Source organism: Pseudomonas sp. SID14000 (genome assembly GCF_002165135.1).
GTDB lineage: Bacteria > Pseudomonadota > Gammaproteobacteria > Pseudomonadales > Pseudomonadaceae > Aquipseudomonas.
Map to the genome: position 1 here is coordinate 144,086 of NZ_NFZQ01000003.1, position 20,398 is coordinate 164,483.

General features: G+C 62.5%; 20 protein-coding genes and 1 tRNA gene. 12 read left to right on the forward strand and 9 right to left on the reverse strand.

Annotated features, from left to right (window positions below; translation table 11 throughout):
• The first annotated feature begins 67 nt into the window (after positions 1–67).
• The 5 genes from CAY82_RS05725 to CAY82_RS05745 all read left to right on the forward strand — a co-directional run bounded on the left by CAY82_RS05725 (position 68) and on the right by CAY82_RS05745 (position 5,585).
• Entirely contained in the window at positions 68–1,357 is a 1,290-nt protein-coding gene (locus tag CAY82_RS05725) for an OprD family porin (protein ID WP_087500315.1), read from the forward strand.
• 46 nt (positions 1,358–1,403) lie between these two features.
• A complete protein-coding gene (locus CAY82_RS05730) occupies positions 1,404–2,384 on the forward strand; it encodes a tripartite tricarboxylate transporter substrate binding protein (RefSeq protein ID WP_087500316.1) in 981 nt (326 codons plus the stop codon).
• 200 nt (positions 2,385–2,584) lie between these two features.
• Positions 2,585–3,043, forward strand: a complete 459-nt coding sequence (locus CAY82_RS05735; RefSeq protein ID WP_087500317.1) for a tripartite tricarboxylate transporter TctB family protein — start codon at positions 2,585–2,587, stop codon at positions 3,041–3,043.
• Positions 3,044–3,046: 3 nt separating this feature from the next.
• The gene (locus CAY82_RS05740; RefSeq protein ID WP_087500318.1) at positions 3,047–4,561 is read left to right on the forward strand and encodes a tripartite tricarboxylate transporter permease; all 1,515 of its coding nucleotides are present in this window, start codon (positions 3,047–3,049) and stop codon (positions 4,559–4,561) included.
• Positions 4,554–5,585 carry an AbrB family transcriptional regulator gene (locus CAY82_RS05745; protein ID WP_087500319.1) on the forward strand — a complete coding sequence of 344 codons (1,032 nt, stop codon included), beginning with the start codon at positions 4,554–4,556 and terminating at the stop codon, positions 5,583–5,585. Before CAY82_RS05740 ends, CAY82_RS05745 begins: the two co-directional genes overlap by 8 nt.
• A gap of 120 nt (positions 5,586–5,705) precedes the next feature.
• Here the strand turns inward: CAY82_RS05745 and ung are convergent, their stop codons facing one another.
• The gene (gene ung / locus CAY82_RS05750; protein WP_087500320.1) at positions 5,706–6,398 is read right to left on the reverse strand and encodes a uracil-DNA glycosylase; all 693 of its coding nucleotides are present in this window, start codon (positions 6,396–6,398) and stop codon (positions 5,706–5,708) included.
• A gap of 126 nt (positions 6,399–6,524) precedes the next feature.
• Between ung and CAY82_RS05755 the strand changes: the two genes are divergently transcribed.
• Positions 6,525–7,631 (forward strand): enoyl-CoA hydratase/isomerase family protein, encoded by a 1,107-nt coding sequence (locus CAY82_RS05755; RefSeq protein ID WP_087500321.1) that lies wholly within the window; start codon positions 6,525–6,527, stop codon positions 7,629–7,631.
• Positions 7,632–7,688: 57 nt separating this feature from the next.
• On the opposite strand, the gene CAY82_RS05760 is transcribed toward CAY82_RS05755, so the two are convergent.
• Entirely contained in the window at positions 7,689–8,138 is a 450-nt protein-coding gene (locus CAY82_RS05760; protein ID WP_087500322.1) for a hypothetical protein, read from the reverse strand.
• Between the two features lie 143 nt (positions 8,139–8,281).
• On the opposite strand from CAY82_RS05760, the gene CAY82_RS05765 reads away from it, so the two are divergent.
• The 6 genes from CAY82_RS05765 (at position 8,282) to CAY82_RS05790 (ending at position 13,654) form a co-directional block, all read left to right on the forward strand.
• Positions 8,282–8,494 (forward strand): cysteine-rich CWC family protein, encoded by a 213-nt coding sequence (locus tag CAY82_RS05765; RefSeq protein WP_087500323.1) that lies wholly within the window; start codon positions 8,282–8,284, stop codon positions 8,492–8,494.
• Between the two features lie 9 nt (positions 8,495–8,503).
• Positions 8,504–9,196 (forward strand): pseudouridine synthase, encoded by a 693-nt coding sequence (locus CAY82_RS05770; RefSeq protein ID WP_087500324.1) that lies wholly within the window; start codon positions 8,504–8,506, stop codon positions 9,194–9,196.
• Positions 9,197–9,583: 387 nt separating this feature from the next.
• On the forward strand, positions 9,584–10,471 hold the full coding sequence (phaG, locus tag CAY82_RS05775; RefSeq protein ID WP_087500325.1) for a (R)-3-hydroxydecanoyl-ACP:CoA transacylase: 888 nt from the start codon (positions 9,584–9,586) through the stop codon (positions 10,469–10,471).
• 111 nt (positions 10,472–10,582) lie between these two features.
• Positions 10,583–10,656: transfer RNA gene (locus CAY82_RS05780), tRNA-Gly, on the forward strand.
• A gap of 164 nt (positions 10,657–10,820) precedes the next feature.
• Positions 10,821–12,527, forward strand: coding sequence for a SulP family inorganic anion transporter (locus tag CAY82_RS05785; protein WP_087500326.1), 1,707 nt, complete (start codon positions 10,821–10,823; stop codon positions 12,525–12,527).
• A gap of 116 nt (positions 12,528–12,643) precedes the next feature.
• A complete protein-coding gene (locus CAY82_RS05790; RefSeq protein WP_087500327.1) occupies positions 12,644–13,654 on the forward strand; it encodes a DUF4917 family protein in 1,011 nt (336 codons plus the stop codon).
• Positions 13,655–13,738: 84 nt separating this feature from the next.
• Here CAY82_RS05790 and CAY82_RS05795 read toward each other — a convergent pair whose 3' ends face one another.
• From CAY82_RS05795 to CAY82_RS05825, 7 genes are read right to left on the reverse strand one after another with little or no spacing between them, the layout of a single operon-like run.
• Positions 13,739–14,782, reverse strand: a complete 1,044-nt coding sequence (locus tag CAY82_RS05795) for a lipopolysaccharide assembly protein LapB (protein WP_087500328.1) — start codon at positions 14,780–14,782, stop codon at positions 13,739–13,741.
• Between the two features lies 1 nt (position 14,783).
• On the reverse strand, positions 14,784–15,752 hold the full coding sequence (locus CAY82_RS05800) for a type II secretion system F family protein (RefSeq protein ID WP_087500538.1): 969 nt from the start codon (positions 15,750–15,752) through the stop codon (positions 14,784–14,786).
• Positions 15,753–15,778: 26 nt separating this feature from the next.
• Positions 15,779–16,765, reverse strand: a complete 987-nt coding sequence (locus CAY82_RS05805; protein ID WP_087500329.1) for a type II secretion system F family protein — start codon at positions 16,763–16,765, stop codon at positions 15,779–15,781.
• Positions 16,762–18,204: a CpaF family protein gene (locus tag CAY82_RS05810; protein ID WP_087500330.1), complete on the reverse strand. Its 1,443-nt coding sequence runs from the start codon at positions 18,202–18,204 to the stop codon at positions 16,762–16,764. Before CAY82_RS05810 ends, CAY82_RS05805 begins: the two co-directional genes overlap by 4 nt.
• 3 nt (positions 18,205–18,207) lie before the next feature.
• Positions 18,208–19,425 (reverse strand): AAA family ATPase, encoded by a 1,218-nt coding sequence (locus CAY82_RS05815; protein ID WP_087500331.1) that lies wholly within the window; start codon positions 19,423–19,425, stop codon positions 18,208–18,210.
• Complete coding sequence (locus tag CAY82_RS05820) at positions 19,419–19,925, reverse strand: TadE/TadG family type IV pilus assembly protein (protein ID WP_087500332.1); 507 nt, start codon at positions 19,923–19,925, stop codon at positions 19,419–19,421. Before CAY82_RS05820 ends, CAY82_RS05815 begins: the two co-directional genes overlap by 7 nt.
• A complete protein-coding gene (locus tag CAY82_RS05825; RefSeq protein WP_087500333.1) occupies positions 19,925–20,395 on the reverse strand; it encodes a TadE family protein in 471 nt (156 codons plus the stop codon). Before CAY82_RS05825 ends, CAY82_RS05820 begins: the two co-directional genes overlap by 1 nt.
• Positions 20,396–20,398: the final 3 nt, after the last annotated feature.

The window sequence follows — 20,398 nt, forward strand, 5'->3', positions numbered from 1 at the left end:
GCTCTTCGCGCCGAAAAAAGCACCAGCAAGGTGCAACGAATAAGAACAATAAACGGAGCCATCAGTGATGCTGTCATCGCAGCCGCAGGCGTTCGCGCCTACCCGTTCCTTTGCCGCACGCCCCTCCGCCATCGCCAGCGCCCTGGCGCTTGCCGGTGTCGCCCCGATGAGCCAGGCCGCCTTCTTCGAAGACAGCACGGCCACCCTCGAAACCCGCAACATGTACTTCAACCGCGACTTCCGCGACGGCACCAGTGCGCAGCAATCCAAGCGCGACGAGTGGGCCCAGGGCTTCATCCTCAACTTCGAGTCTGGCTACACCGATGGCACCGTCGGCTTCGGCCTGGATGCGCTGGGCATGCTTGGCATCAAGCTCGACTCCAGCCCCGACCGCACCGACACCGGCCTGTTGCCGACCCACGATGACGGCAAGGCCGCCGATGAGTACTCCAAGCTCGGCCTGACCGGCAAGGTGAAGGTGTCGCAGACCGAACTGAAGGTCGGCACCCTGATCCCCGAACTGCCGACCCTGCAGCCCAACGATGGACGCATCCTGCCGCAAACCTTCGAAGGCGGCCTGCTCACCTCGAAGGAGGTCAAGGGCCTGACCTTTACCGGCGGCCGACTGGACAAGGCCAAGGACCGCAACGACACCAACTGGGAAGACCTGGCTCTGAACAACAAGAACGGCCGCTTCGGTGGCTCGTTCAGCGCCGACAACCTGGACCTGGCCGGCCTCGACTACCAGTTCACCGATCGCATCACCGGCAGCTACCACTTTGCCCAGCTCGACGATATCTACCGCCAGCACTTCATCGGCATGGTCGCCACCCAGCCATGGGGCCCGGGCACCTTCGGCGTCGACCTGCGCCTGGCTGTGAGTGACGACGCTGGCTCCGCCAAGGCCGGCAACATCGACAACACCACCGTCAACGGCATGCTCAGCTACGCCCTGGGCGGGCACAAGATCAGCGCCGCCTGGCAGCAACTGTCCGGCGAGAGCGCCTTCCCTTACGTCGATGGCGCCGACCCGTATCTGGTCAACTTCGTCCAGATCAACGACTTTGCCGGCGCTGACGAGCACTCCTGGCAAGCACGCTACGACTACAACTTCGCCGCACTCGGTGTGCCCGGCCTGACTTTCATGACCCGCTACATCAGCGGCGACAACGTCAGCCGCGCCGCGGGTGGCGAGGGCAAGGAATGGGAACGCGATACCGAAATGAAGTACGTGGTACAAAGCGGCCCGTTGAAAAACGTCGCCGTGCGCCTGCGCAACGCCACCTTCCGCTCCAACTTTGCCCGCGACGCGGACGAGGTGCGGTTGCTGGTGAGCTACAGCGTCGCGCTGTGGTAACCCCATAGCGGTAACCCGATAACAACAACGCCCACGGAGATAGACGATGACCTTTTCACTGCGCCGCCTCGTCCTCGCTACCGGCTGCCTGCTGTTGGCCGGCCACGCCCTCGCTGCAGAACCGAAACGCCCCGAATGCATTGCCCCCGCCTCGCCCGGCGGCGGCTTCGACCTGACCTGCAAACTGGTGCAAAGCGCCTTGGTGCAGGAAAAGATCCTTACCAAGCCGATGCGCGTCACCTACATGCCCGGCGGTGTCGGCGCAGTGGCCTACAACGCCGTGGTCGCCCAGCGCCCGGCCGATGCCGGCACCTTGGTGGCCTGGTCCAGTGGCTCGCTGCTGAACCTGGCCCAGGGCAAGTTCGGCCGCTTCGACGAGAATGCGGTGAAATGGCTGGCGGCCGTGGGCACCAGTTACGGCGCCATCGCGGTGAAAAGCGACTCGCCCTACAAGACCCTCGACGATCTGGTCGCGGCGTTGAAGAAAGACCCGAGCAAGGTAGTGATCGGCTCTGGCGGTACCGTTGGCAGCCAGGACTGGATGCAGACCGCCCTGATCGCCAAGGCCGCCGGCATCAACCCGCGTGACCTGCGCTATGTGGCGCTGGAAGGCGGCGGCGAGATCGCCACGGCGCTGCTGGGCGGGCACATCCAGGTGGGCTCGACCGATATTTCCGACTCCATGCCGCACATTCAGAGCGGCAACATGCGCATCCTCGCAGTGTTCTCGGAAAAGCGCCTGGACGAGCCCGAGATGAAAGACATTCCTACCGCCAAGGAACAGGGCTACGACATCGTCTGGCCAGTGGTACGCGGCTTCTACCTGGGGCCAAAGGTGAGCGACGAGGACTACGCCTGGTGGAAGCAGTCATTCGACAAGATGCTGGCCTCGGAAGACTTCGCCAAGCTCCGTGACCAGCGCGAGCTGTTCCCCTTCGCCATGACCGGTGCAGAGCTGGACGGCTATGTGAAGAAGCAAGTGGCTGACTACAAGGCACTGGCCAGGGAATTTGGCCTGATCCAGTAACACTGGCCGGAGTCACCACAATCCCTGTGGGAGCGGCCTTGTGCCGCGATGGGCCGCACAGCGGCCCCTGTCTCAGCCGATGCGATGCTTCAGACAGATCGCAGTGGCAGGTTTGCGGCAGGTTTGCGGCCGCTTCGCGACGCAAGGCCGCTCCCACAGGATTTGCATGTCGCTTGAGCGATCCCAACGAGGACTCTCTGATGATCCTGCAACGCATCTTCGCCTTGGCCCTGCTGGCGGTGTGCGCCGCCCTGGCCGTGATGGCCTGGCCTTACCAGGCGGCGTTTTCCTATGAACCGGTGGGCCCGCGCGCCTACCCGCTGCTGATGCTCGGCCTGCTGGGCCTGGGCCTGCTGTACCTGGTGTTTCGCCCCACGCCCATCGTGCGCAAGGACGACGAGCCGGAACTGGACCGCCAAACCCTGATCAAGATCGCCACCTGCGTCGGCCTGCTGATCGTTTTCGCCAGCACCTTCGAAGCCCTGGGCTTCATCCTCAGCGCCATCCTCGTCGGCGTACCCATGGCCCGCCTGTATGGTGGCCGCTGGCTGCATAGCGCCATCGTGGTGGCAGGCATGAGCCTGTTCCTCTACTGGCTGTTCGACCGCGTGATGGACGTGCCCCTGCCCCTTGGCCTGCTGAGCGTATTGGAGAACTGACACATGGATACCTTGAGCTACCTGGGCCAGGGCTTCGGCGTCGCCCTGTCCCCTTACAACCTGGTCACCGCCCTCACCGGCACGCTGATCGGTACCGTGGTCGGCCTGCTGCCGGGCCTGGGGCCAATCAACGGCGTGGCCTTGCTGATCCCCATCGCCTTCGCCCTCGGTCTGCCACCCGAATCGGCACTGATCCTGCTGGCGGCGGTATACCTGGGCTGCGAGTACGGTGGGCGCATCAGCTCGATTCTGCTGAACATTCCCGGCGAAGCCTCGACCGTAATGACCACCCTCGATGGCTACCCGATGGCCCGCAATGGCCTGGCTGGCGTAGCGCTTTCGCTGTCGGCCTGGAGTTCGTTCATCGGTGCATTGATCGCCACCTGCGGCATGGTGCTGTTCGCCCCGTTGCTGGCGAAATGGGCAATCGCCTTCGGCCCCGCGGAGTACTTCGTGCTGATGGTGTTCGCCATCGTCGCCCTCGGCGGCATGGCCGGCGACAAGCCGTTGAAAACCTTCATTGCCGCACTGATCGGCCTGTTCCTGTCGGCAGTCGGTATCGATGCCAATAGTGGCGTGTACCGTTTCACCGGCGACAGCGTACACCTGGCCGACGGCATCCAGTTCGTGGTGCTGGTGCTGGGCCTGTTCTCCATCAGCGAAATCCTCCTGCTGCTGGAAAAGACCCATCATGGCCATCAGGCGGTCAAAGCCACCGGGCGCATGCTGTTCAACCTCAAGGAGGCGGCCTCGGTGTTCACGGTCAATATCCGCTGCGGCCTGCTGGGTTTCATCATGGGTGTGCTGCCAGGTGCCGGTGCAACGCTGGCGAGTGCCGTGGCCTACATGACCGAGAAACGCCTGGCCGGTGACAAAGGCAAATTCGGCAAGGGCGATGCCCGTGGCCTGGCCGCCCCGGAAACCGCCATTGGCGCCTCCTGCTGTGGCGCTCTGGTACCGATGCTGACCCTGGGCGTACCCGGCTCGGGCACCACCGCAGTGATGATCGGCGCACTGACCCTGTACAACATCACCCCGGGGCCACTGCTGTTCGAACAGCAACCAGACATCGTCTGGGGCCTGATCGCCTCGTTGTTTGTCGCCAACATCATGCTGGTGATCCTCAACATCCCGATGATCCGCATCTTCACCCGCATCCTCGCCGTGCCGAACTGGGCGCTGGTGCCGGTGATCGCCATCATCACGGCGATCGGTGTGTACGCCGTGCATGCCACCACCTTCGACCTGTTCCTGATGGTCGGCATCGGCATCATGGGCTATATCCTGCGCAAGCTGGACTTCCCGCTGTCGCCGATCCTGCTCGGCTTCATCCTCGGTGGGCTGATGGAGCAGAACCTGCGCCGGGCGCTGTCGATCTCCAACGGCGAACTGGGCATCCTCTGGTCGAGCACGATCAGCATGTCGGTATGGGTGCTGACCATCTGCATGCTGACCCTGCCGCTGCTGCGCAGCTGGCGCAAACGCAGCCTGCAGCGCCGGGCGATGGCCGATGCCTGATCGCTCGTTGCCGTTGTTTGTCGCGACCGGGCTGGTCGGCCTTGCTGGCGGTTTTGCCGCCAGCAAGGTCGGCTGGCCTTTGCCGTGGATGGTCGGCTCGCTACTGGCGATCATCCTGGTACGCTGCCTGACGCGCTGGCAGCTTTCGGATATCCCCAATGGCCGCAAGTGCGGGCAGTGGATCATTGGCATCGGCATTGGCCTGCACTTCACCCCAGCGGTGATCGAGCAGGTTGCCAGCCATTTCGCACTGATCTTCTTCGGCGCGCTGTTCACTACCCTGTCCAGCGTGATCAGCGTATGGCTGCTGCGGCGCACCGGTGAGGACCGTGCCACGGCGTTCTTCGCCAGCATGCCAGGCGGTTCGGGGGAGATGGTCAACCTTGGCGCGCGCAATGGCGCGGTGCTCAGCCAGGTGGCGGCGGCGCAGAGCCTGCGCGTACTGGCGGTGGTACTGTGCGTGCCGGCGCTGTTCAAGTTCCTGCTGGGTGATGGGGTGCCGCTGAATCACACCGGCAGCGTGAACTGGGGCTGGCTGGCGTTGATTGCCCCGCTGGGCGTTGCCATCGCCTGGCTCTGGCAGCGCTTGCGCCAGCCCAACCCGTGGCTGTTCGGGCCATTGCTGGTGGCAGCCACGGTGAGCCTTGCTGGCAACCTGCAGATTGCCCTGCCCAACGGCGCCAGCCAGATCGGCCAATGGCTGATCGGCAGCAGCCTGGCCTGCCACTTCAACCGCGCATTCTTCCGCCGCGCACCGTCATTCCTTGGGCGTACCCTGGTGGCCACGGCGTTGTGCATGGCGATTGCCGGCAGTGCCGCTTGGGTACTGAGCGTGATGACCGCGCTGGATTTACGCTCGCTGACACTAGGGATGATGCCGGGCGGAATTGCCGAGATGAGCCTGACGGCAGATACCCTGCAGTTGTCGGTGCCGCTGGTGACGGCGCTGCAGGTGATGCGCTTGTTGTTCGTGCTGTTTCTGGCAGAGCCGTTGTTCCGGGTGTGGAATGCAACCTCGGAATGACTGTGACGGCCCCTTCGCGGGTAAACCCGCTCCCACAGGGACCACACAAGCCCTGAGGGTAGTGCAGTAACTGTGGGAGCGGGTTCACCCGCGAAGACGGCAACGCGGTATGTCAGGCCATTACAATGGTGGCAACGCCCAGTTGATCGGCGCCAGCCCACGCTGCTGGAGGAAACTGTTGGCCCGGCTGAAATGCCCGCACCCCAGGAACCCACGGTAAGCCGACAACGGCGATGGATGCACCGACTTCAGCACCAGGTGCTTGGTCCCGTCGATCAGCTTCTGCTTGCTCTGCGCATGCGAACCCCACAGCAGGAACACCACGTTCGGGCACTGCTCGCTGACCACCTGGATGATCCGGTCGGTGAAGAACTCCCAGCCCTTCTTGGCATGCGACGCGGCATTGGCGCGCTCCACGGTCATGGTCGTGTTGAGCAACAGCACACCCTGCTCGGCCCAGCTCTGCAGGTAGCCATGACTGGCAATCGGGATGTTCAGGTCGCGCTGCAGTTCCTTGTAGATGTTGACCAGCGACGGTGGCGTGGCCACGCCCGGCTGCACCGAGAAGCACAGGCCATGCGCCTGGCCTGGTCCGTGGTACGGGTCCTGGCCGAGGATGACCACCTTCACCTGGTCCAGCGGCGTCGAGTTCAGCGCATTGAAGATCAACGGCCCTGGCGGGTAGATCTCTTTGCCGGCGGCGTACTCGCTGCGCAGGAACTCGCGCAACTGATGCATGTAGGGCTGGTCGAATTCGGCGCGCAAGGCAGCCTTCCAGCTGGGTTCGAGTTTGATGCGATCGTCGTCAGTCATGGGGCCTTCCATAAACAATGGCGCGACACTAGGTAAGCCCTTCCCGCTTGTCAAACGATCCGACCGACGACCGGCATGTTCGGCCAGGCAAGCCATACTTGTCCGATGACTTGCGCGAGGTAGTCCATGGCCATTCATTGCGAGGTACTCACCGGCGCCGATGGCGCCCGCATCGGCATCGCCACCCTGGATGCGCCCAAGGCGCTCAATGCCCTGAACCTGCCGATGATCGAGGTATTGGGCGAACAGCTGCACGCCTGGGCTCGCGACCCAGGGATCGTCTGCGTGCTGCTGCGCGGCAACGGTGCCAAGGCCTTCTGTGCCGGCGGCGATGTGCGTGCGCTGGTGCAAGCCTGCCGCGACCACCCGGGCACCGTGCCCCCGCTGGCCGCCACCTTCTTCGCCGCCGAATACCGCCTGGACTTTGCCCTGCACACCTATCCCAAACCGCTGTTGTGCTGGGGCCACGGGCATGTGCTGGGCGGTGGCATGGGCCTGCTGCAAGGCGCCAATGTGCGCATCGTTACCCCCAGCAGTCGGTTGGCCATGCCGGAAATCAGCATCGGCCTGTACCCGGACGTGGGCGCCAGTTGGTTCCTTGCCCGCCTGCCGGGCAAGCTGGGGTTATTCCTCGCTCTGACGGGCGCGCCGATCAATGCCCACGACGCCCTTGACCTGGACCTGGCCGACCGCTTCCTGGGCGAACACCAGCAAGATGCGCTGATCGAGGAACTGCTGCAATTGAACTGGCAGGAACAGACCGCCCTGCAACTGAACAGCCTGCTCAAGGCCGAACAGCATCGCGCCTGCGCCGAGTTGCCCGAAGCCCAGTGGCTGCCGCGACGGCAGGTGATCGATCAGTTGCTTGACGTGGCCGATGCTGCCGCCGCCTGGCGCGCGCTGGAGGGGCTCAAGCACCACGACGACCCGCTGCTGGCAGATGCCGGCCAACGGTTGCATGAAGGTTGCCCGCTGACCGCCCACCTGGTGTGGGAACAAATTCGCCGGGCACGCCACCTGTCGTTGGCGCAGGTGTTCCAGATGGAATACAGCATGAGCCTGAACTGTTGCCGCCACCCGGAATTCAGCGAAGGCGTGCGTGCGCGCTTGCTGGACAAGGACAACCAGCCGCACTGGCACTGGCCTGATGTGGCGCAAGTGCCGGCGGCGGTGGTCGAGGCACATTTTGCCAAGGCGTGGGAGGGACGGCACCCGCTGGCGGATCTGGGTTAGGCGCCTGGGGCCTCGCGTTGCGAAAGGGGCGCAAAGCGCCCCCGGTTTTCAATTCATCTACCGCTGCCAGTTCCTCCCTTGCCCATGCCCGCGTCGCCCGTCCCAACGCCGGTCACCATCCCCCCGCCCGTTGGAGTGCCAACGGTCATTCTGGTAGCGCTGGCTGCCACCGCGATAATCATGACGGTCCCGGTCGCGCCCATAGTCATACCGCTGGCGGTTGCCATAGTCATAGCGTGGGTTGCCATACCACTGCTTCATCCCCGGCTGCGGATGAGACCGGTAATGAGGCGCTGGCGCCGAGCGATAGTAGTAGCGCGGCGCCGGCTGGTAGTAATAGCGCGGTTGCGGCGTTACGTAATAGCGGTCGTAGCGGTAATAACCCGGCGACACATAACGATCGGCATAGTAGTGGTCCGATCGGTAATAGCCCCCGTCCTCGTAGTACGGAACGCAGGCGGAGGTCATCAGCCCCAACAGGGCGATCAACAGAATTCGATAGGACATGGCGGCCTCCTGGACCGCTGGAGTGCCCGAACAGCGGCGCTGGCGAGCGTCGATGTGAAATGCGATCATCGACATTGAATAAGACCGTGGCGCCGAAGTGCAGTGCCATTTCTGCAACAATTTGATACAGGAGCGCGGCAGCCATGCATGACAACCAGCACTGCCCCGCCTGTGGTGCCCTCAACCAGTGCAGCCTGGCCGATCCGCGCCGGGCCACCCAGGCCTGCTGGTGCTACGGCGTGAGCATCGACCCAGCCGTGCTCCAGGCCCTGCCCGCCGAGCTGCGTGACAAAGCCTGCCTGTGTCCGCGCTGCGCCGCCGTTGAAGAACAACTCCGCTCCCCCGCTTCCCGCTGACCGTTTGCCATGCGCCTCGACCGTTTCCTCGCCAGCCTGCCCAGCCACAACCGCCAGCAAGTCCGCCTGATGCTGGCACAGCGCCGTGTGCGGGTGGATGGCCAGGTGGTCAGCGACCCGCTGGCCGAGGTGCGCGAATTCAACCGCGTAGAGCTGGACGACCAGCTGCTGCAGGCTGGCCGCCCGGCGCGCTACCTGATGCTGCACAAGCCCACTGGCTGTGTCAGCGCCACCCAGGACCCACAACACCGCACCGTGCTCGACCTGCTGCCCGCCGCGTTGCGTGAGGACCTGCACATTGCCGGGCGCCTGGACTTCAACACCACCGGCCTGATGATCCTGACCAACGATGGGCAGTGGTCACGGCGGCTTACCCAACCCGCGACCAAGCTGCCCAAGCATTACCTGGTGGAAACCGAGGACGAGATTGGCGAGCACTATGTGGCCAAGTTCCTCGAGGGTTTCTACTTCGCCTTCGAAGGCCTCACCACCCTGCCCGCCCAACTGGACATCCTCGGGCCACGCCAGGCGCGACTGGCAATCGTCGAAGGGCGATATCACCAGGTGAAGCGGATGTTCGGCCACTTCGACAACAAGGTGGTGGGGTTGCACCGCGAGAGCATGGGGGCGATACGGCTGGACCCGAGGTTGGCGCCAGGGGAATTTCGTGAGCTGACGGCAGAAGAAGTAGCCACGGTCTAGTCAGCCTGTTCCTGCCTCTTCGCGGGCACGCCCGCGAAGAGGCAGGAACAGGCCGCACGGGGTGCGTCATACGACCGCCCAGCGCCAAAAGTCACATTTTCCCCCGAACGGCACTTGCGGGATTCCCCACCCACTGCTTGAATCCAAATCGTCAGTCCGCATGTGACTACTAAGTCACGATTGCGGTCGAAGACACCTTTTGTCGGCCACCCGGGGCCTCGATGCCTTGGGGCACGGCAAATTGCCCGCCAAAAACAATACCGTCGACGCACGTGCCAAGGATCGACACAGGGCCCCCCGGTTTCTCTTCAGGCAAATGCCTACCTGTCATAAAGAACGTGCACCCTAGGTGACGCGAATACCCTTTTTGCGCCAGGAGTCGATGACATGAGGCCAGAAATCGCTGTACTTGATATCCAAGGTCAGTATCGGGTTTACACGGAGTTCTATCGCGCGGATGCGGCCGAGAAAACGATCATCCTGATCAATGGCTCGCTGGCCACCACGGCCTCGTTCGCCCAGACGGTGCGTAACCTGCACCCGCAGTTCAACGTAGTACTGTTCGACCAGCCATATGCGGGCAAATCCAAGCCGCACAATCGCCAGGAACGCCTGATCAGCAAGGAGACCGAAGCGCATATCCTCCTTGAGCTGATCGAGCACTTCCAGGCAGACCACGTGATGTCGTTCTCGTGGGGTGGCGCAAGCACGCTGCTGGCGCTGGCGCACCAGCCGCGGCACGTGAAGAAAGCGGTGGTGAGCTCCTTCTCGCCGGTAATCAACGAACCGATGCGCGACTACCTGGACCGTGGCTGCCAGTACCTGGCCGCCTGCGACCGCTATCAGGTCGGAAACCTGGTCAATGACACCATCGGAAAGCACCTGCCGTCACTGTTCAAGCGTTTCAACTACCGCCACGTCAGCAGTCTGGACAGCCACGAGTACGCACAGATGCACTTCCACATCAACGAAGTATTGCAGCATGACCTGGAACGGGCCCTGAACGGCGCGCGGAACATCGACATCCCGGTGCTGTTCATCAACGGCGAACGCGACGAGTACACCACGGTCGAGGATGCCCGGCAGTTCAGCAAGCATGTAGGCAAGAGCCAGTTCAGCGTGATCCGTGACGCGGGCCACTTCCTCGACATGGAAAACAAGGCCGCCTGCGAGGACACCCGCAGCGTCCTGCTCGGCTTCCTTAAGCCTACCGTGCGCGAGCCTCGTCAACGCTACCAGAACGTACATCAGGGGCAGCATGCATTGGCCATCTGAGCGCATCGGCGCCCTGTAGGTGATACCCGCAGCCTATGGGGTGCCGACAAGCTTTTTTATAACTCGGGCTTCTAATTCGCGGAGGGTTCTGGTAAAAAGTGCAGCGCAGATGCGGGTATAGTTTAGTGGCAAAACGAAAGCTTCCCAAGCTTTAGTTGAGGGTTCGATTCCCTCTACCCGCTCCACATCGCATTACCGCATGGCGTTCCAGTAACGTCATCGCTGTCAAAAGGAGCCTTGGCTCCTTTTTTCGTTTCTGCCCCTCCCTTTGACCTGTCCCATGGCCATTTGCCTGCCGTTCCGCTTCAATGCGTGGATGGATTCGTGAAACATTTCGAAAGGACGACGCATGTTTCTCTCCCGCTGGCTACCGGGCCTTGCCAACCTGCTGCACTACCGCCGCGAGTGGTTCCACGCCGACCTGCAGGCCGGTCTTTCGGTGGCGGCGATCCAGATCCCCATTGCCATCGCCTACGCGCAAATTGTCGGCCTACCGCCGCAGTACGGCCTGTACGCCTGTGTGCTGCCGATGATGGTCTACGCCCTGATCGGCAGCTCACGCCAGCTCATGGTCGGCCCCGACGCCGCCACCTGCGCGATGATCGCCGGCGCCGTGGCGCCGTTGGCCATGGGCGATCCGCACCGGATTGCCGAACTGTCAGTGATTGTCACCCTGCTGGTCGGGGTGATGCTGATTGCCGCCGGCGTGGCCCGGGCCGGGTTCATTGCCAGCTTCTTCTCGCGTCCGATCCTGATCGGCTATCTCAACGGCATCGGCCTTAGCCTGATCGCCGGGCAGTTGTCCAAGGTGGTGGGGTTCAAGATCGAGGGCGACGGTTTCATCCTCAGTTTGATCAACTTCCTCCAGCGCCTGGGCGAAATCCACTGGGTGACGCTGCTCATCGGCGTCGCCGCACTGGGCCTGCTGATCTGGCTGCCACGGCGCTACCCACGCCTGCCCGCGGCACTGACGGTAGTGGCGCTGTTCATGCTGCTGGTCGGCCTGTTCGGCCTCGACCGCTTCGGCGTCGCCATCCTCGGCCCGGTACCTGCCGGTATCCCGCAACTGACGTGGCCCCACAGTAACCTGGCAGAAATGAAAAGCCTGCTGCGCGATGCCCTGGGTATCGCCACCGTCAGCTTCTGCAGCGCCATGCTCACCGCACGCAGCTTTGCCGCCCGGCACGGCTACGCGATCAACGCCAACCACGAATTCGTCGCCCTGGGCGTAAGCAACCTGGCAGCCGGGGTTTCCCAGGGGTTTGCCATCAGCGGCGCCGACTCGCGCACCGCGGTCAACGACATGGTCGGTGGCAAAAGCCAGCTGGTGGGCATCATCGCCGCGCTGGTCATCGCCCTGATCCTGCTGTTGTTCACCGCGCCGATGGCGTGGATCCCGCAGGCCGCGCTGGGCGCAGTGCTGCTGATGGCCGGCTGGGGGCTGATCGATATCAAGTCGCTGAGGCACATCCGCCGCTTGAGCCGCTTCGAGTTCTGGCTGTGCCTGCTGACCACCGTTGGCGTGCTGAGCCTGGGGGTGCTGCCCGGCATCGTATTTGCCGTGACCCTGGCGATCCTGCGCCTGCTGTACAGCATCTACCAGCCCACCGACGCGGTGCTGGGCTGGCTGCCGGGCACCGAAGGCCAGGTGGACATCCGCAAACACAAGGATGCCCGTACCGTGCCAGGCCTGGTGGTGTACCGCTTCGACGACGCGATCCTGTTCTTCAACGCTGACTACTTCAAGATGCGCCTGCTCGAAGCAGTGCAGAGCCAGGACCAGCCCAAGGCCGTGCTGTTCGATGCCGAAGCGGTAACCAGCATCGACGTCAGCGGCATCGCCGCCCTGCGCGAGGTGCGCGACACCCTGGCGGCTCAGGGCATCTTCTTCGCCATCGCCCGCGCCCGCGGCACCTTCCTGCGCATGCTGGTGCGCTCGGGGATGGCACGGGAGATGGAAGACAAACTGCTGTTCGGCTCGGTGCGGGCGGGCATCCGCGCATATCGGGTGTGGCGTAACAGGAGTCGCCGTGGGCAACTGGCTGAACAAGGTTGAAGAATTGCGTCGTTGCTACTGGTTTCACAAAGCAGTTGCCTGGACACCAACCCTCGCACACCTTGCATGACATGCTAAAGTCGCCCCCGTTCCCGCTCCACCCAACGGACCCCTGCATGCCCGCACTCGACGCCCCCCTCACCCCCTGGCCAGAACTCGCCGCCCGCCACCCTTGCGACGCCCTGCTGCTGGGCAACGGCGCCAGCCGCGCGCTGTGGAAGCCGTTCGGCTACTTCTCGCTGTTCGAGGAAGCGCAACGCGCCGGTCGCAAGAAAGGCCTGGCCGTCAGCGACCAGGCATTGTTCAAGTCACTGGGTACGGAACTGTTCGAACCGGTGCTCAGCGCCCTCAACAACACCGTGCGCGTCAACGCCGCGCTGGCCATCAACTCCACCGCACCGCTGAACCGCTACTACTCGATCAAGGAAGCGCTGATCCACGCCATACGCACGGTGCACCTGCCGTGGCCACTCATGCCGGCCGCCACCCTGGCAACCCTCAACCAGGCCCTGCGCGGCTACCGCAGCGTCTACACCAGCAACTACGACCTGCTACTACCATGGGCGGTGCAACACGCCCCGCACGGCTTCGCCGAACTGTTCGACGAGCAAGGTTTCTTCGACGTGCGCCGCACCAGCGGCGAAGGCACCCGGGTGATGCACCTGCATGGCGGCCTGCACCTGCTCAAGCTGCCCGACGGCACCACCCGCCAACGCAGCGCCGACAGCGCCGAACTGCTCGATGGTTTTGCCGTGAACATCCCGGGCGAAGTGCCTCTGTTCATCAACGAAGACCGCAGCGACGAGAAACTGCGCACCATCCGCAACTCGGACTACCTGGGCTGGTGCCTGGGGCAACTGGCACGGGAAAGCCAAGGGTTATGCCTGCTCGGGCAGCACCTGGACAGCAGTGACCAGCACTTGCTCGAAGCCATCCGGCTGGCCCGGCCGGCGCATCTTTCGATTGCCATCAGGCCGTTGAGCGAGGCATCGGTGATCAACCAGAAGCAGCATTTCGTCGATCGGTTCGGGGATATGCCGGGGACAGTGCTGCATTTCTTTGATGCCTGTACGCATCCGTTGGGGCAAGCAGCGTTGGCTATTGAAGCACCGCTCACCCACAGGTGAAGTGGACCAATCGGGGGCCGCTTTGCGGCCCCGTTAACGCTATCTGCCAGGCATCAGGGCTTGCCCGCTGAACCACTCGCCCCATCAAGGCGCCGATGCGGTTGTCACCTGCACGGCCGGGCCAATTGCAACTGGCTCGGGCATCGCTACATCGCCGCCCATCTGACGGATTTGTCGAATCTGCTGAACCCTGTTCAGGTTTTCCCAGGCGACGGCATAGTGCCCCGGCGACAACTCGATCGCGCTGCGGAAAAACTGCTCAGCCACATCCAGCTTGCCTTCCACCAGGCAGACATAGCCCACATCATTGCTGGCCTCGGCACGCTTTTCGACCTGTTCGAAGGCAGATACTGCTTCTTCATAGCGCCCCATGCGAGCCAGCAGCAACCCATAGTTACGCCAGAGCGGTTTGTAGGTACCGTCGTAGCTCACACCACGCTTGTACCTGAGTTCGGCTTCGGACCATTGCCCGGCCATGTAGTAGGAATACCCCAGGCTGTTCTGCACCAACGCCGAACGTGGATCGATGAGCTCGGCCAGGCGGTAGTACGTCTGCGCCTCGGCGAAGTTGTCGGCCAGATCCGCTAGCACACCCAGGCCGTTATACGCCTTGAGCGGTGACTTGCTGTCGACCCTGAGCGCAGCCGCCCCTGTCTGGGTGTTGGCCGGGTCCTTGGCGAAGCGCTTCTGATCCACGGCAACGGCCTTCAACAGCATCGCCTTGGCTTGCTCATGTTTACGCATGGACAGATTCAGCAGGCCCATTTCGGTCAGGGCATCGGGGTTTTCAGGCGCCTTGCCCAGTACCTCGGTGAAGGCCATCTCGGCAAGCTGGTTATTGCCGCGTTCGCGGTGGATACGGCCAACCCAGACCAGGGCTTCATAACGTTCGGGTGCCAGCTCGAGGACGCGCAAGTACTGGTATAGCGCCTGGTCCAGGTCACCGGCCTGGTAAGCCATCGCCGCAACCTGCATCGCCTGGTCGGGCGAGTTGCTCTGCGACTGCACCTGGTAGAGCACCGAATTGCCACCGGAGTAGACAGAACGTACCCCATTCAAGTCTGGCCCCGTGCTCTGGCAACCCGAGAGCACGGCTATCATGGTCAACAGCAAGCTGATCCTGTTCATGTCATAGCTTCCCGAACATTCTAAGTATCCCGATGATCACCGGGCCGATGGCAACCAGAAAAAAACTTGGCCACAGACAGAAAATTAGCGGAAAAACCAGCTTTGTTCCGATCTTCGCGCCCATTTCCTCGGCGGCCTGCATACGTCGGTCACGAAACTCCTCGGCATAGATGCGCAAGGTGGCCGCTACGCTGGTGCCGAAGCGGATGCTCTGGGCCAAGAGGCTGACCAAGCCTTGAATGTCTTCCAGACCGGTGCGATCCGCCAGTTGTCTGAGCGCCTCGGTACTGGAAATGCCGGCTCGGATCTGCGCATTGACCAAGGCCAGTTCCTCGGCCAGCTCGGCCTGGCTGACCGCCATTTCTTCGGCCACCCGCTCGATCGCCTGGGGCAACGCCAGGCCCGACTCCACGCAAACCACCATCAGGTCCAGGGCATCAGGAAAGGCCGCACGTAACCGCTCCTGCCGAGCCTTTTTGCGCTTTTCGACATACACTGCCGGCAGCAGCCATCCAACGGCAGCCCCCATGAGCACCACAGCGAGGATCTTGGTCGAAGAAAGGTTGGGAACCAGTGGCAGTGTCAACAGCGAGGCACCAACCAACATCAACGGCAACAGCAAACGCACCGCCCAGTACACCTGTACCGCTGACGTCGAGCCGTAACCCGCGTGGGTCAACAGGGTTCGGGTGGTTGACACCTCCCCCTCCGTAGACGGGCCAAGGCGCCGACCGACCCGCTCCAGTAAAAGCTGGAGATTGCCTGGTGCCTCTCGACCAACTCCAACGCTGGCGTGGCCACGTTTAATCAATGCAAGACGGCGTTGCAGAGGGCTCTGCAACCCCAGCACCAGTAACGTCACAGTGACCACCGCAATGACCGTGCTCACCCCGATTGCACCGACGACCAGCAGGCGAGTCAGGGCCTCATTGTCCGTGACCTGACTCAACAAACCGAGCAAATAGTCCATGACCGACGCCCCCATGCGAGAACTGCCTAAACCTGGATACGAATGATTTTACGAATCCAGAAAATCCCCACCAACATGGAGCCAAAAGCCCCCATGATCAGCTTTTGCCCAACGGGGTCCTTGACCAGCAACGTCAAGTACGCAGGGTTCATGACAACGATCGCTGCGGCCAATACGAAGGGAATGGCTATCAGCACCCAGGCTGACATTCGCCCCTCGGCCGACATTGTCTTGACTTTGCGCTGAAAGCGGAAACGCCCGCGGATCAGGTTGCTCAGACGCTCCAGCACTTCCGTCAGGTTGCCGCCAGTCTCGCGGTGAATGAGGATCGAGGTCACCAGCATCATCACCGTCATGCTTGGCATCCGCTCCAGAAGGCCAAGCATGGCCCTGCGCACATCATTACCGTAGTTGATATCGGCGAAAGTCAGACCGAATTCATGCGCCACCGGTCCCTTGTGTTCATCTGCCACCAAACGCAGGGTTTCATTGAAGGGGTGCCCAGCGCGCAACGCCCGACACATGGCTTCCAGCGCATCCGGCAAACCCTCCTCGAACTTGACGAAACGCCTGCCACGGTCATGGGAGATTTTCAGCAGCGGTAGCCAAAACGCCACGAATGCTGCCGCCAGCGCCAACCACCAGTATGGAAAGAACAGCCAGGCCAGCATTCCGGCAGCCGCTGCCAGCACGAACCCCAGCAGCAGTACCCGATAGGCCCGATAATCATGCCCGGCCTGCTCGATCAGTTGCGTCAGCGTCGCCATGAAGGGCAATTGTTCGAGCCGCGCCTCCAGCGGCGACAAACGCGTCAGGTATTTCTGCCGCAGCACGGTCTGCATGTTCGGCAAATGACTTGCACGCTCCAGGAGCACAAGTCGGCTGCGGATACGTTTGCGTACCTTGCCCGCCTCGCCGAACACTGGCACCACCAACCCTTGGCTAAGGAGAAAAACGGCAACGAACACCATGCCAAGAAATATCAGGATATATTCACCGGGTATCTGGCTCATGGTTGACGAGCCTCCATCCATTCAGGCCTGAACATCGTCAGCGGCAATTCGATCCCGCGCTTGGCCAAAGCATCGCGAAAGGCCGGGACCATGCCACTTGGCCGGAAGTCGCCAAGCACCTGGCCTTGCTCGCCCACACCATTGCGGACAAAAGAGAAGATCTCGGTCATGGTGATGATCTCGCCTTCCATGCCGTTGATCTCCTGCACACTGACCAACCGCCGCTTGCCGTCTTCCTGCCTCTCGAGCTGGATCACCACATCGATGGCCGATGCGATCTGTTGGCGCATGGCCTTGATCGGGAACGTCGCGCCAGACATCAAAACCATGTTCTCGACCCGGCCCAGCGCATCGCGCGCAGTGTTGGCGTGGATGGTAGTCAGTGAGCCATCGTGGCCGGTGTTCATCGCCGTCAGCATGTCCAGCGCCTCGGCGCCACGCACCTCACCGATCACGATACGGTCCGGGCGCATCCGCAGGCTGTTGCGCACCAGCTCACGCTGGCCTACCTCGCCGCGCCCCTCGATGTTCGCAGGCCGTGTTTCCAGGCGCACTACATGTGGCTGCTGCAGTTGCAGCTCGGCCGAGTCCTCGATGGTGACGATGCGCTCGTTATGGGGAATGAAACTGGACAGCACATTGAGCATGGTGGTCTTGCCGCAGCCGGTGCCGCCAGAGATCAGCACGTTCAGCCGGCCCCGCACGATCGCCTTGAGCAGCAAGGCGATCGCCGGCGTCAGCGCGCCCGCCTGGATCAGGCTTTCGGCATTGAGCAGGTCCACCGCAAAGCGGCGGATCGAGATGCTCGGCCCATCGATGGCCAGCGGCGGAATGATCGCATTGACCCGTGAACCATCCTTGAGCCGGGCATCGACCAACGGCGAAGACTCGTCGATACGCCTGCCGAGGCTGGAAACAATGCGGTCGATGATGTTCAGCAGGTGCTGATCATCGCGAAAACGCACATCGGTGCGCTGCAACTTGCCGAACCGTTCGACGTACACCGAGTCATGCCCGTTGACCAGGATATCGGACACCGTGTGGTCGGCCAGCAGCGGCTCCAGCGGGCCAAGGCCAAGCACTTCGTCGGTGATCTGCTTGATGATCAACTGGCGGCTGGCAGAGCTCACTGGCGCCGAATGCTCATCGAGCAGGCGCTGACAGATATCGCGGATCTGCCGCACGGCCTCGGCCTGCTCGAGCGAGTCGAGCAAGGACAGGTCCATGACCTTGAGCAGCTGCTGATAGATTTTTTCCCGCCACTCGGCTTCCACCGAGGTGACCTGGCTTTTCGTTTCAAACAGAACATCCGGTGCTGAATGTTCCCACGCCATCAGCGCCTCTGCCGGGTCCTTCACGCCTCCACCCAGCATCGACGGCGTCGATGCCTCAGGGGTGACTGCCTGTTTGCGCAAACGGTTACGGAAATCGCTAAGCATGGTTCACCCCCGAAAAACACGCTTGAAGGCGCGTTTGAACAGTCCACTATCAGTGTCTACCTGCTTGCCAACCAATTCCTCGGCCAACCCACGCAGCGCTTGGGCGATCGGGGAGCGAGGTGCTTGCAAGCCTAATGGCACACCGGTGTTCTGGCTCTGGTTGATGACGCTGAAGTCATTGGGCAGTTTCACGATATTGGTGCATCGCAGCGCCTCGCCGATATCCTTGAGGCTGACCGGCGCCGCCTTGTCGTAGCGGTTGACCACCACCTCCAGCTGATTGCCGCGTACGCCCAGGTCGTCGCGCAGGATGCGCGCCAGGGAACTGGCGTCACGCAGATGGTTGACGCTCTGCTGCATGACAACGTACACCCGGTCTGCCTGCTCCAGCACCGAGGCGGTGATATGGTCGATCTGCCGCGGCAAGTCCGCCACCACCCAGTCATAGTTGGCACGCGCCAGTTGCAGCAGCGCATCGAGCTGCTCGGCCTGGACATCTTGCGGCAGGCACAGCTCATTGGCACGGCTGCCAAGCACATGCAAGGACGGGCTGAAATGGCTACAGAACCCGCGCAGTGCCACCCCGTCCATCTCTTTTATCTGCTGCAACACATCCAGTTGGCTGTGCGACTGCGCCACATCCAGATGATGCGACACGCTACCAAACTGCAGGTCCAGGTCCAGCAAGAGGGCGTTGCCCTTGAGGCTGAGCTGATGCGCCAGGTTGCAGGCCAGTACCGTGCCGCCGGAGCCCCCCTTGGCATTCATCACCGCGATCAGCTTGCCTGTTGCCGTGCTGCTGGTCTGGCTCTCAATGACCATACGGTTCAAGGCCGCGATAAGCTCCGTGGCAACGATAGGCTCCGGCAGAAAATCGCGGGCACCGGCCTGCATCGCCAGGCGCATGCCTTCCCGATCGTCCAGCAGGCCACACACCAACAGCGGCGGGCGCTCATGGGCCGGGCGTTGCAACAGGGCTGCCAGCTCCTCCCGCCACAAGTGGCCAACGCGCAAGAGCAAGAAGTCGGGCATCCGGTCCAGCCCGAAAAGTGGGTCGGAATGCCCATTGCTCACCTGACGAACATTCACCTCCAGACCGGAGATGCGCTGACAGATTTCTTGCAACTGACGCAAGGCCAAGGCGTCAGAGCTGCTGATCAACAGACGCATCCCGGGCTTGATGGAGGTAGCGGATACGGAAGATTCCCTAAGATTCAGCATGGCGTGATCTCCGGTACGACATCCGCCTCGGTATGCCGCCCGAGGCTCTCGCGAGGTAAGGTCGCCTTGAATACTGGCAGGGTAATGGGCACCCCAAAACCTGGAATAAACAGGCTGAATTGATAGTTCTGCAGCGTCAGCTGGACATAGCGGACAGAGGCAAACCCGGTGGCGTTCACCAGATCACCGGGATTGGCGACCTGTGCACCGTTCTTGTCCAGGTAACGCAGGGTCAGGTCCGAGGTGTCCAGATCGGCCAGCAGGGTACTGGCGCCACTGTCGCTGGCGCTGTTGAATATCGCCCGACGCAGCACTACCGGGTCGCTGATGTTGCACACCGCCGCCAGACGTGCACCACGCCGAACGGACTCATTCAGTACGTTCACGGTGTAGTACAGCCGGCCTATTTCCAGCACCCCGAACAACAGCGTGAACAGCAATGCGCTGATGATCGCGAACTCCACGACGTAGACACCTTCTTGCATGCCTCTGCGCTTCATCACAATGCCCTCATCACGGTGGTGGCGACCAACGGAAAGTTCAGCGCCGTGCTGCCTCCGATGAAGGCCGGAATGCCGTTGGCGATCAGCGGGGAAAAAACAGCACTGATGGTCACCTGCACGTGATCGTTGGTGCCCGCCACCTTGGCCACCTGCACAGTGGTGTTGGCCGGCATTCCGGTCAGGCTGCAGGGCGGCGTGGAAGGAGCACCGTACACTGCCACGTACTTGGTCATGCACTCGAGATCGGCGCTCACCTCGACCTGGCCCAAGGTAGAGTTCCAGGCCTGGCTGGCGACAAAGCGCGCGGCATCCCGGCTGCCCTGCAGCAAGCTGTTGTACTGGTAAAGCATGCGGCCAAATTCGCCGAAGGCCATCAAGGTCAGGAGCAACAGCGGCAGGGCGATGGTGAACTCGACGATTGCCACCCCTTGCTGGCGCTGCGCACGCTTGAGCCGTTGAAGTTCCATGAC

Excerpts from the sequence above, each read along its gene's own strand:
- CAY82_RS05725 (WP_087500315.1), top strand. The coding sequence starts at position 68 with ATGCTGTCATCGCAGCCGCAGGCGTTCGCGCCTACCCGTTCCTTTGCC.
- CAY82_RS05730 (WP_087500316.1), top strand. The coding sequence starts at position 1,404 with ATGACCTTTTCACTGCGCCGCCTCGTCCTCGCTACCGGCTGCCTGCTG.
- CAY82_RS05735 (WP_087500317.1), top strand. The coding sequence starts at position 2,585 with ATGATCCTGCAACGCATCTTCGCCTTGGCCCTGCTGGCGGTGTGCGCC.
- CAY82_RS05740 (WP_087500318.1), top strand. The coding sequence starts at position 3,047 with ATGGATACCTTGAGCTACCTGGGCCAGGGCTTCGGCGTCGCCCTGTCC.
- CAY82_RS05745 (WP_087500319.1), top strand. The coding sequence starts at position 4,554 with ATGCCTGATCGCTCGTTGCCGTTGTTTGTCGCGACCGGGCTGGTCGGC.
- ung (WP_087500320.1), bottom strand. The coding sequence starts at position 6,398 with ATGACTGACGACGATCGCATCAAACTCGAACCCAGCTGGAAGGCTGCC.
- CAY82_RS05755 (WP_087500321.1), top strand. The coding sequence starts at position 6,525 with ATGGCCATTCATTGCGAGGTACTCACCGGCGCCGATGGCGCCCGCATC.
- CAY82_RS05760 (WP_087500322.1), bottom strand. The coding sequence starts at position 8,138 with ATGTCCTATCGAATTCTGTTGATCGCCCTGTTGGGGCTGATGACCTCC.
- CAY82_RS05765 (WP_087500323.1), top strand. The coding sequence starts at position 8,282 with ATGCATGACAACCAGCACTGCCCCGCCTGTGGTGCCCTCAACCAGTGC.
- CAY82_RS05770 (WP_087500324.1), top strand. The coding sequence starts at position 8,504 with ATGCGCCTCGACCGTTTCCTCGCCAGCCTGCCCAGCCACAACCGCCAG.
- phaG (WP_087500325.1), top strand. The coding sequence starts at position 9,584 with ATGAGGCCAGAAATCGCTGTACTTGATATCCAAGGTCAGTATCGGGTT.
- CAY82_RS05785 (WP_087500326.1), top strand. The coding sequence starts at position 10,821 with ATGTTTCTCTCCCGCTGGCTACCGGGCCTTGCCAACCTGCTGCACTAC.
- CAY82_RS05790 (WP_087500327.1), top strand. The coding sequence starts at position 12,644 with ATGCCCGCACTCGACGCCCCCCTCACCCCCTGGCCAGAACTCGCCGCC.
- CAY82_RS05795 (WP_087500328.1), bottom strand. The coding sequence starts at position 14,782 with ATGAACAGGATCAGCTTGCTGTTGACCATGATAGCCGTGCTCTCGGGT.
- CAY82_RS05800 (WP_087500538.1), bottom strand. The coding sequence starts at position 15,752 with ATGGACTATTTGCTCGGTTTGTTGAGTCAGGTCACGGACAATGAGGCC.
- CAY82_RS05805 (WP_087500329.1), bottom strand. The coding sequence starts at position 16,765 with ATGAGCCAGATACCCGGTGAATATATCCTGATATTTCTTGGCATGGTG.
- CAY82_RS05810 (WP_087500330.1), bottom strand. The coding sequence starts at position 18,204 with ATGCTTAGCGATTTCCGTAACCGTTTGCGCAAACAGGCAGTCACCCCT.
- CAY82_RS05815 (WP_087500331.1), bottom strand. The coding sequence starts at position 19,425 with ATGCTGAATCTTAGGGAATCTTCCGTATCCGCTACCTCCATCAAGCCC.
- CAY82_RS05820 (WP_087500332.1), bottom strand. The coding sequence starts at position 19,925 with ATGAAGCGCAGAGGCATGCAAGAAGGTGTCTACGTCGTGGAGTTCGCG.
- CAY82_RS05825 (WP_087500333.1), bottom strand. The coding sequence starts at position 20,395 with ATGGAACTTCAACGGCTCAAGCGTGCGCAGCGCCAGCAAGGGGTGGCA.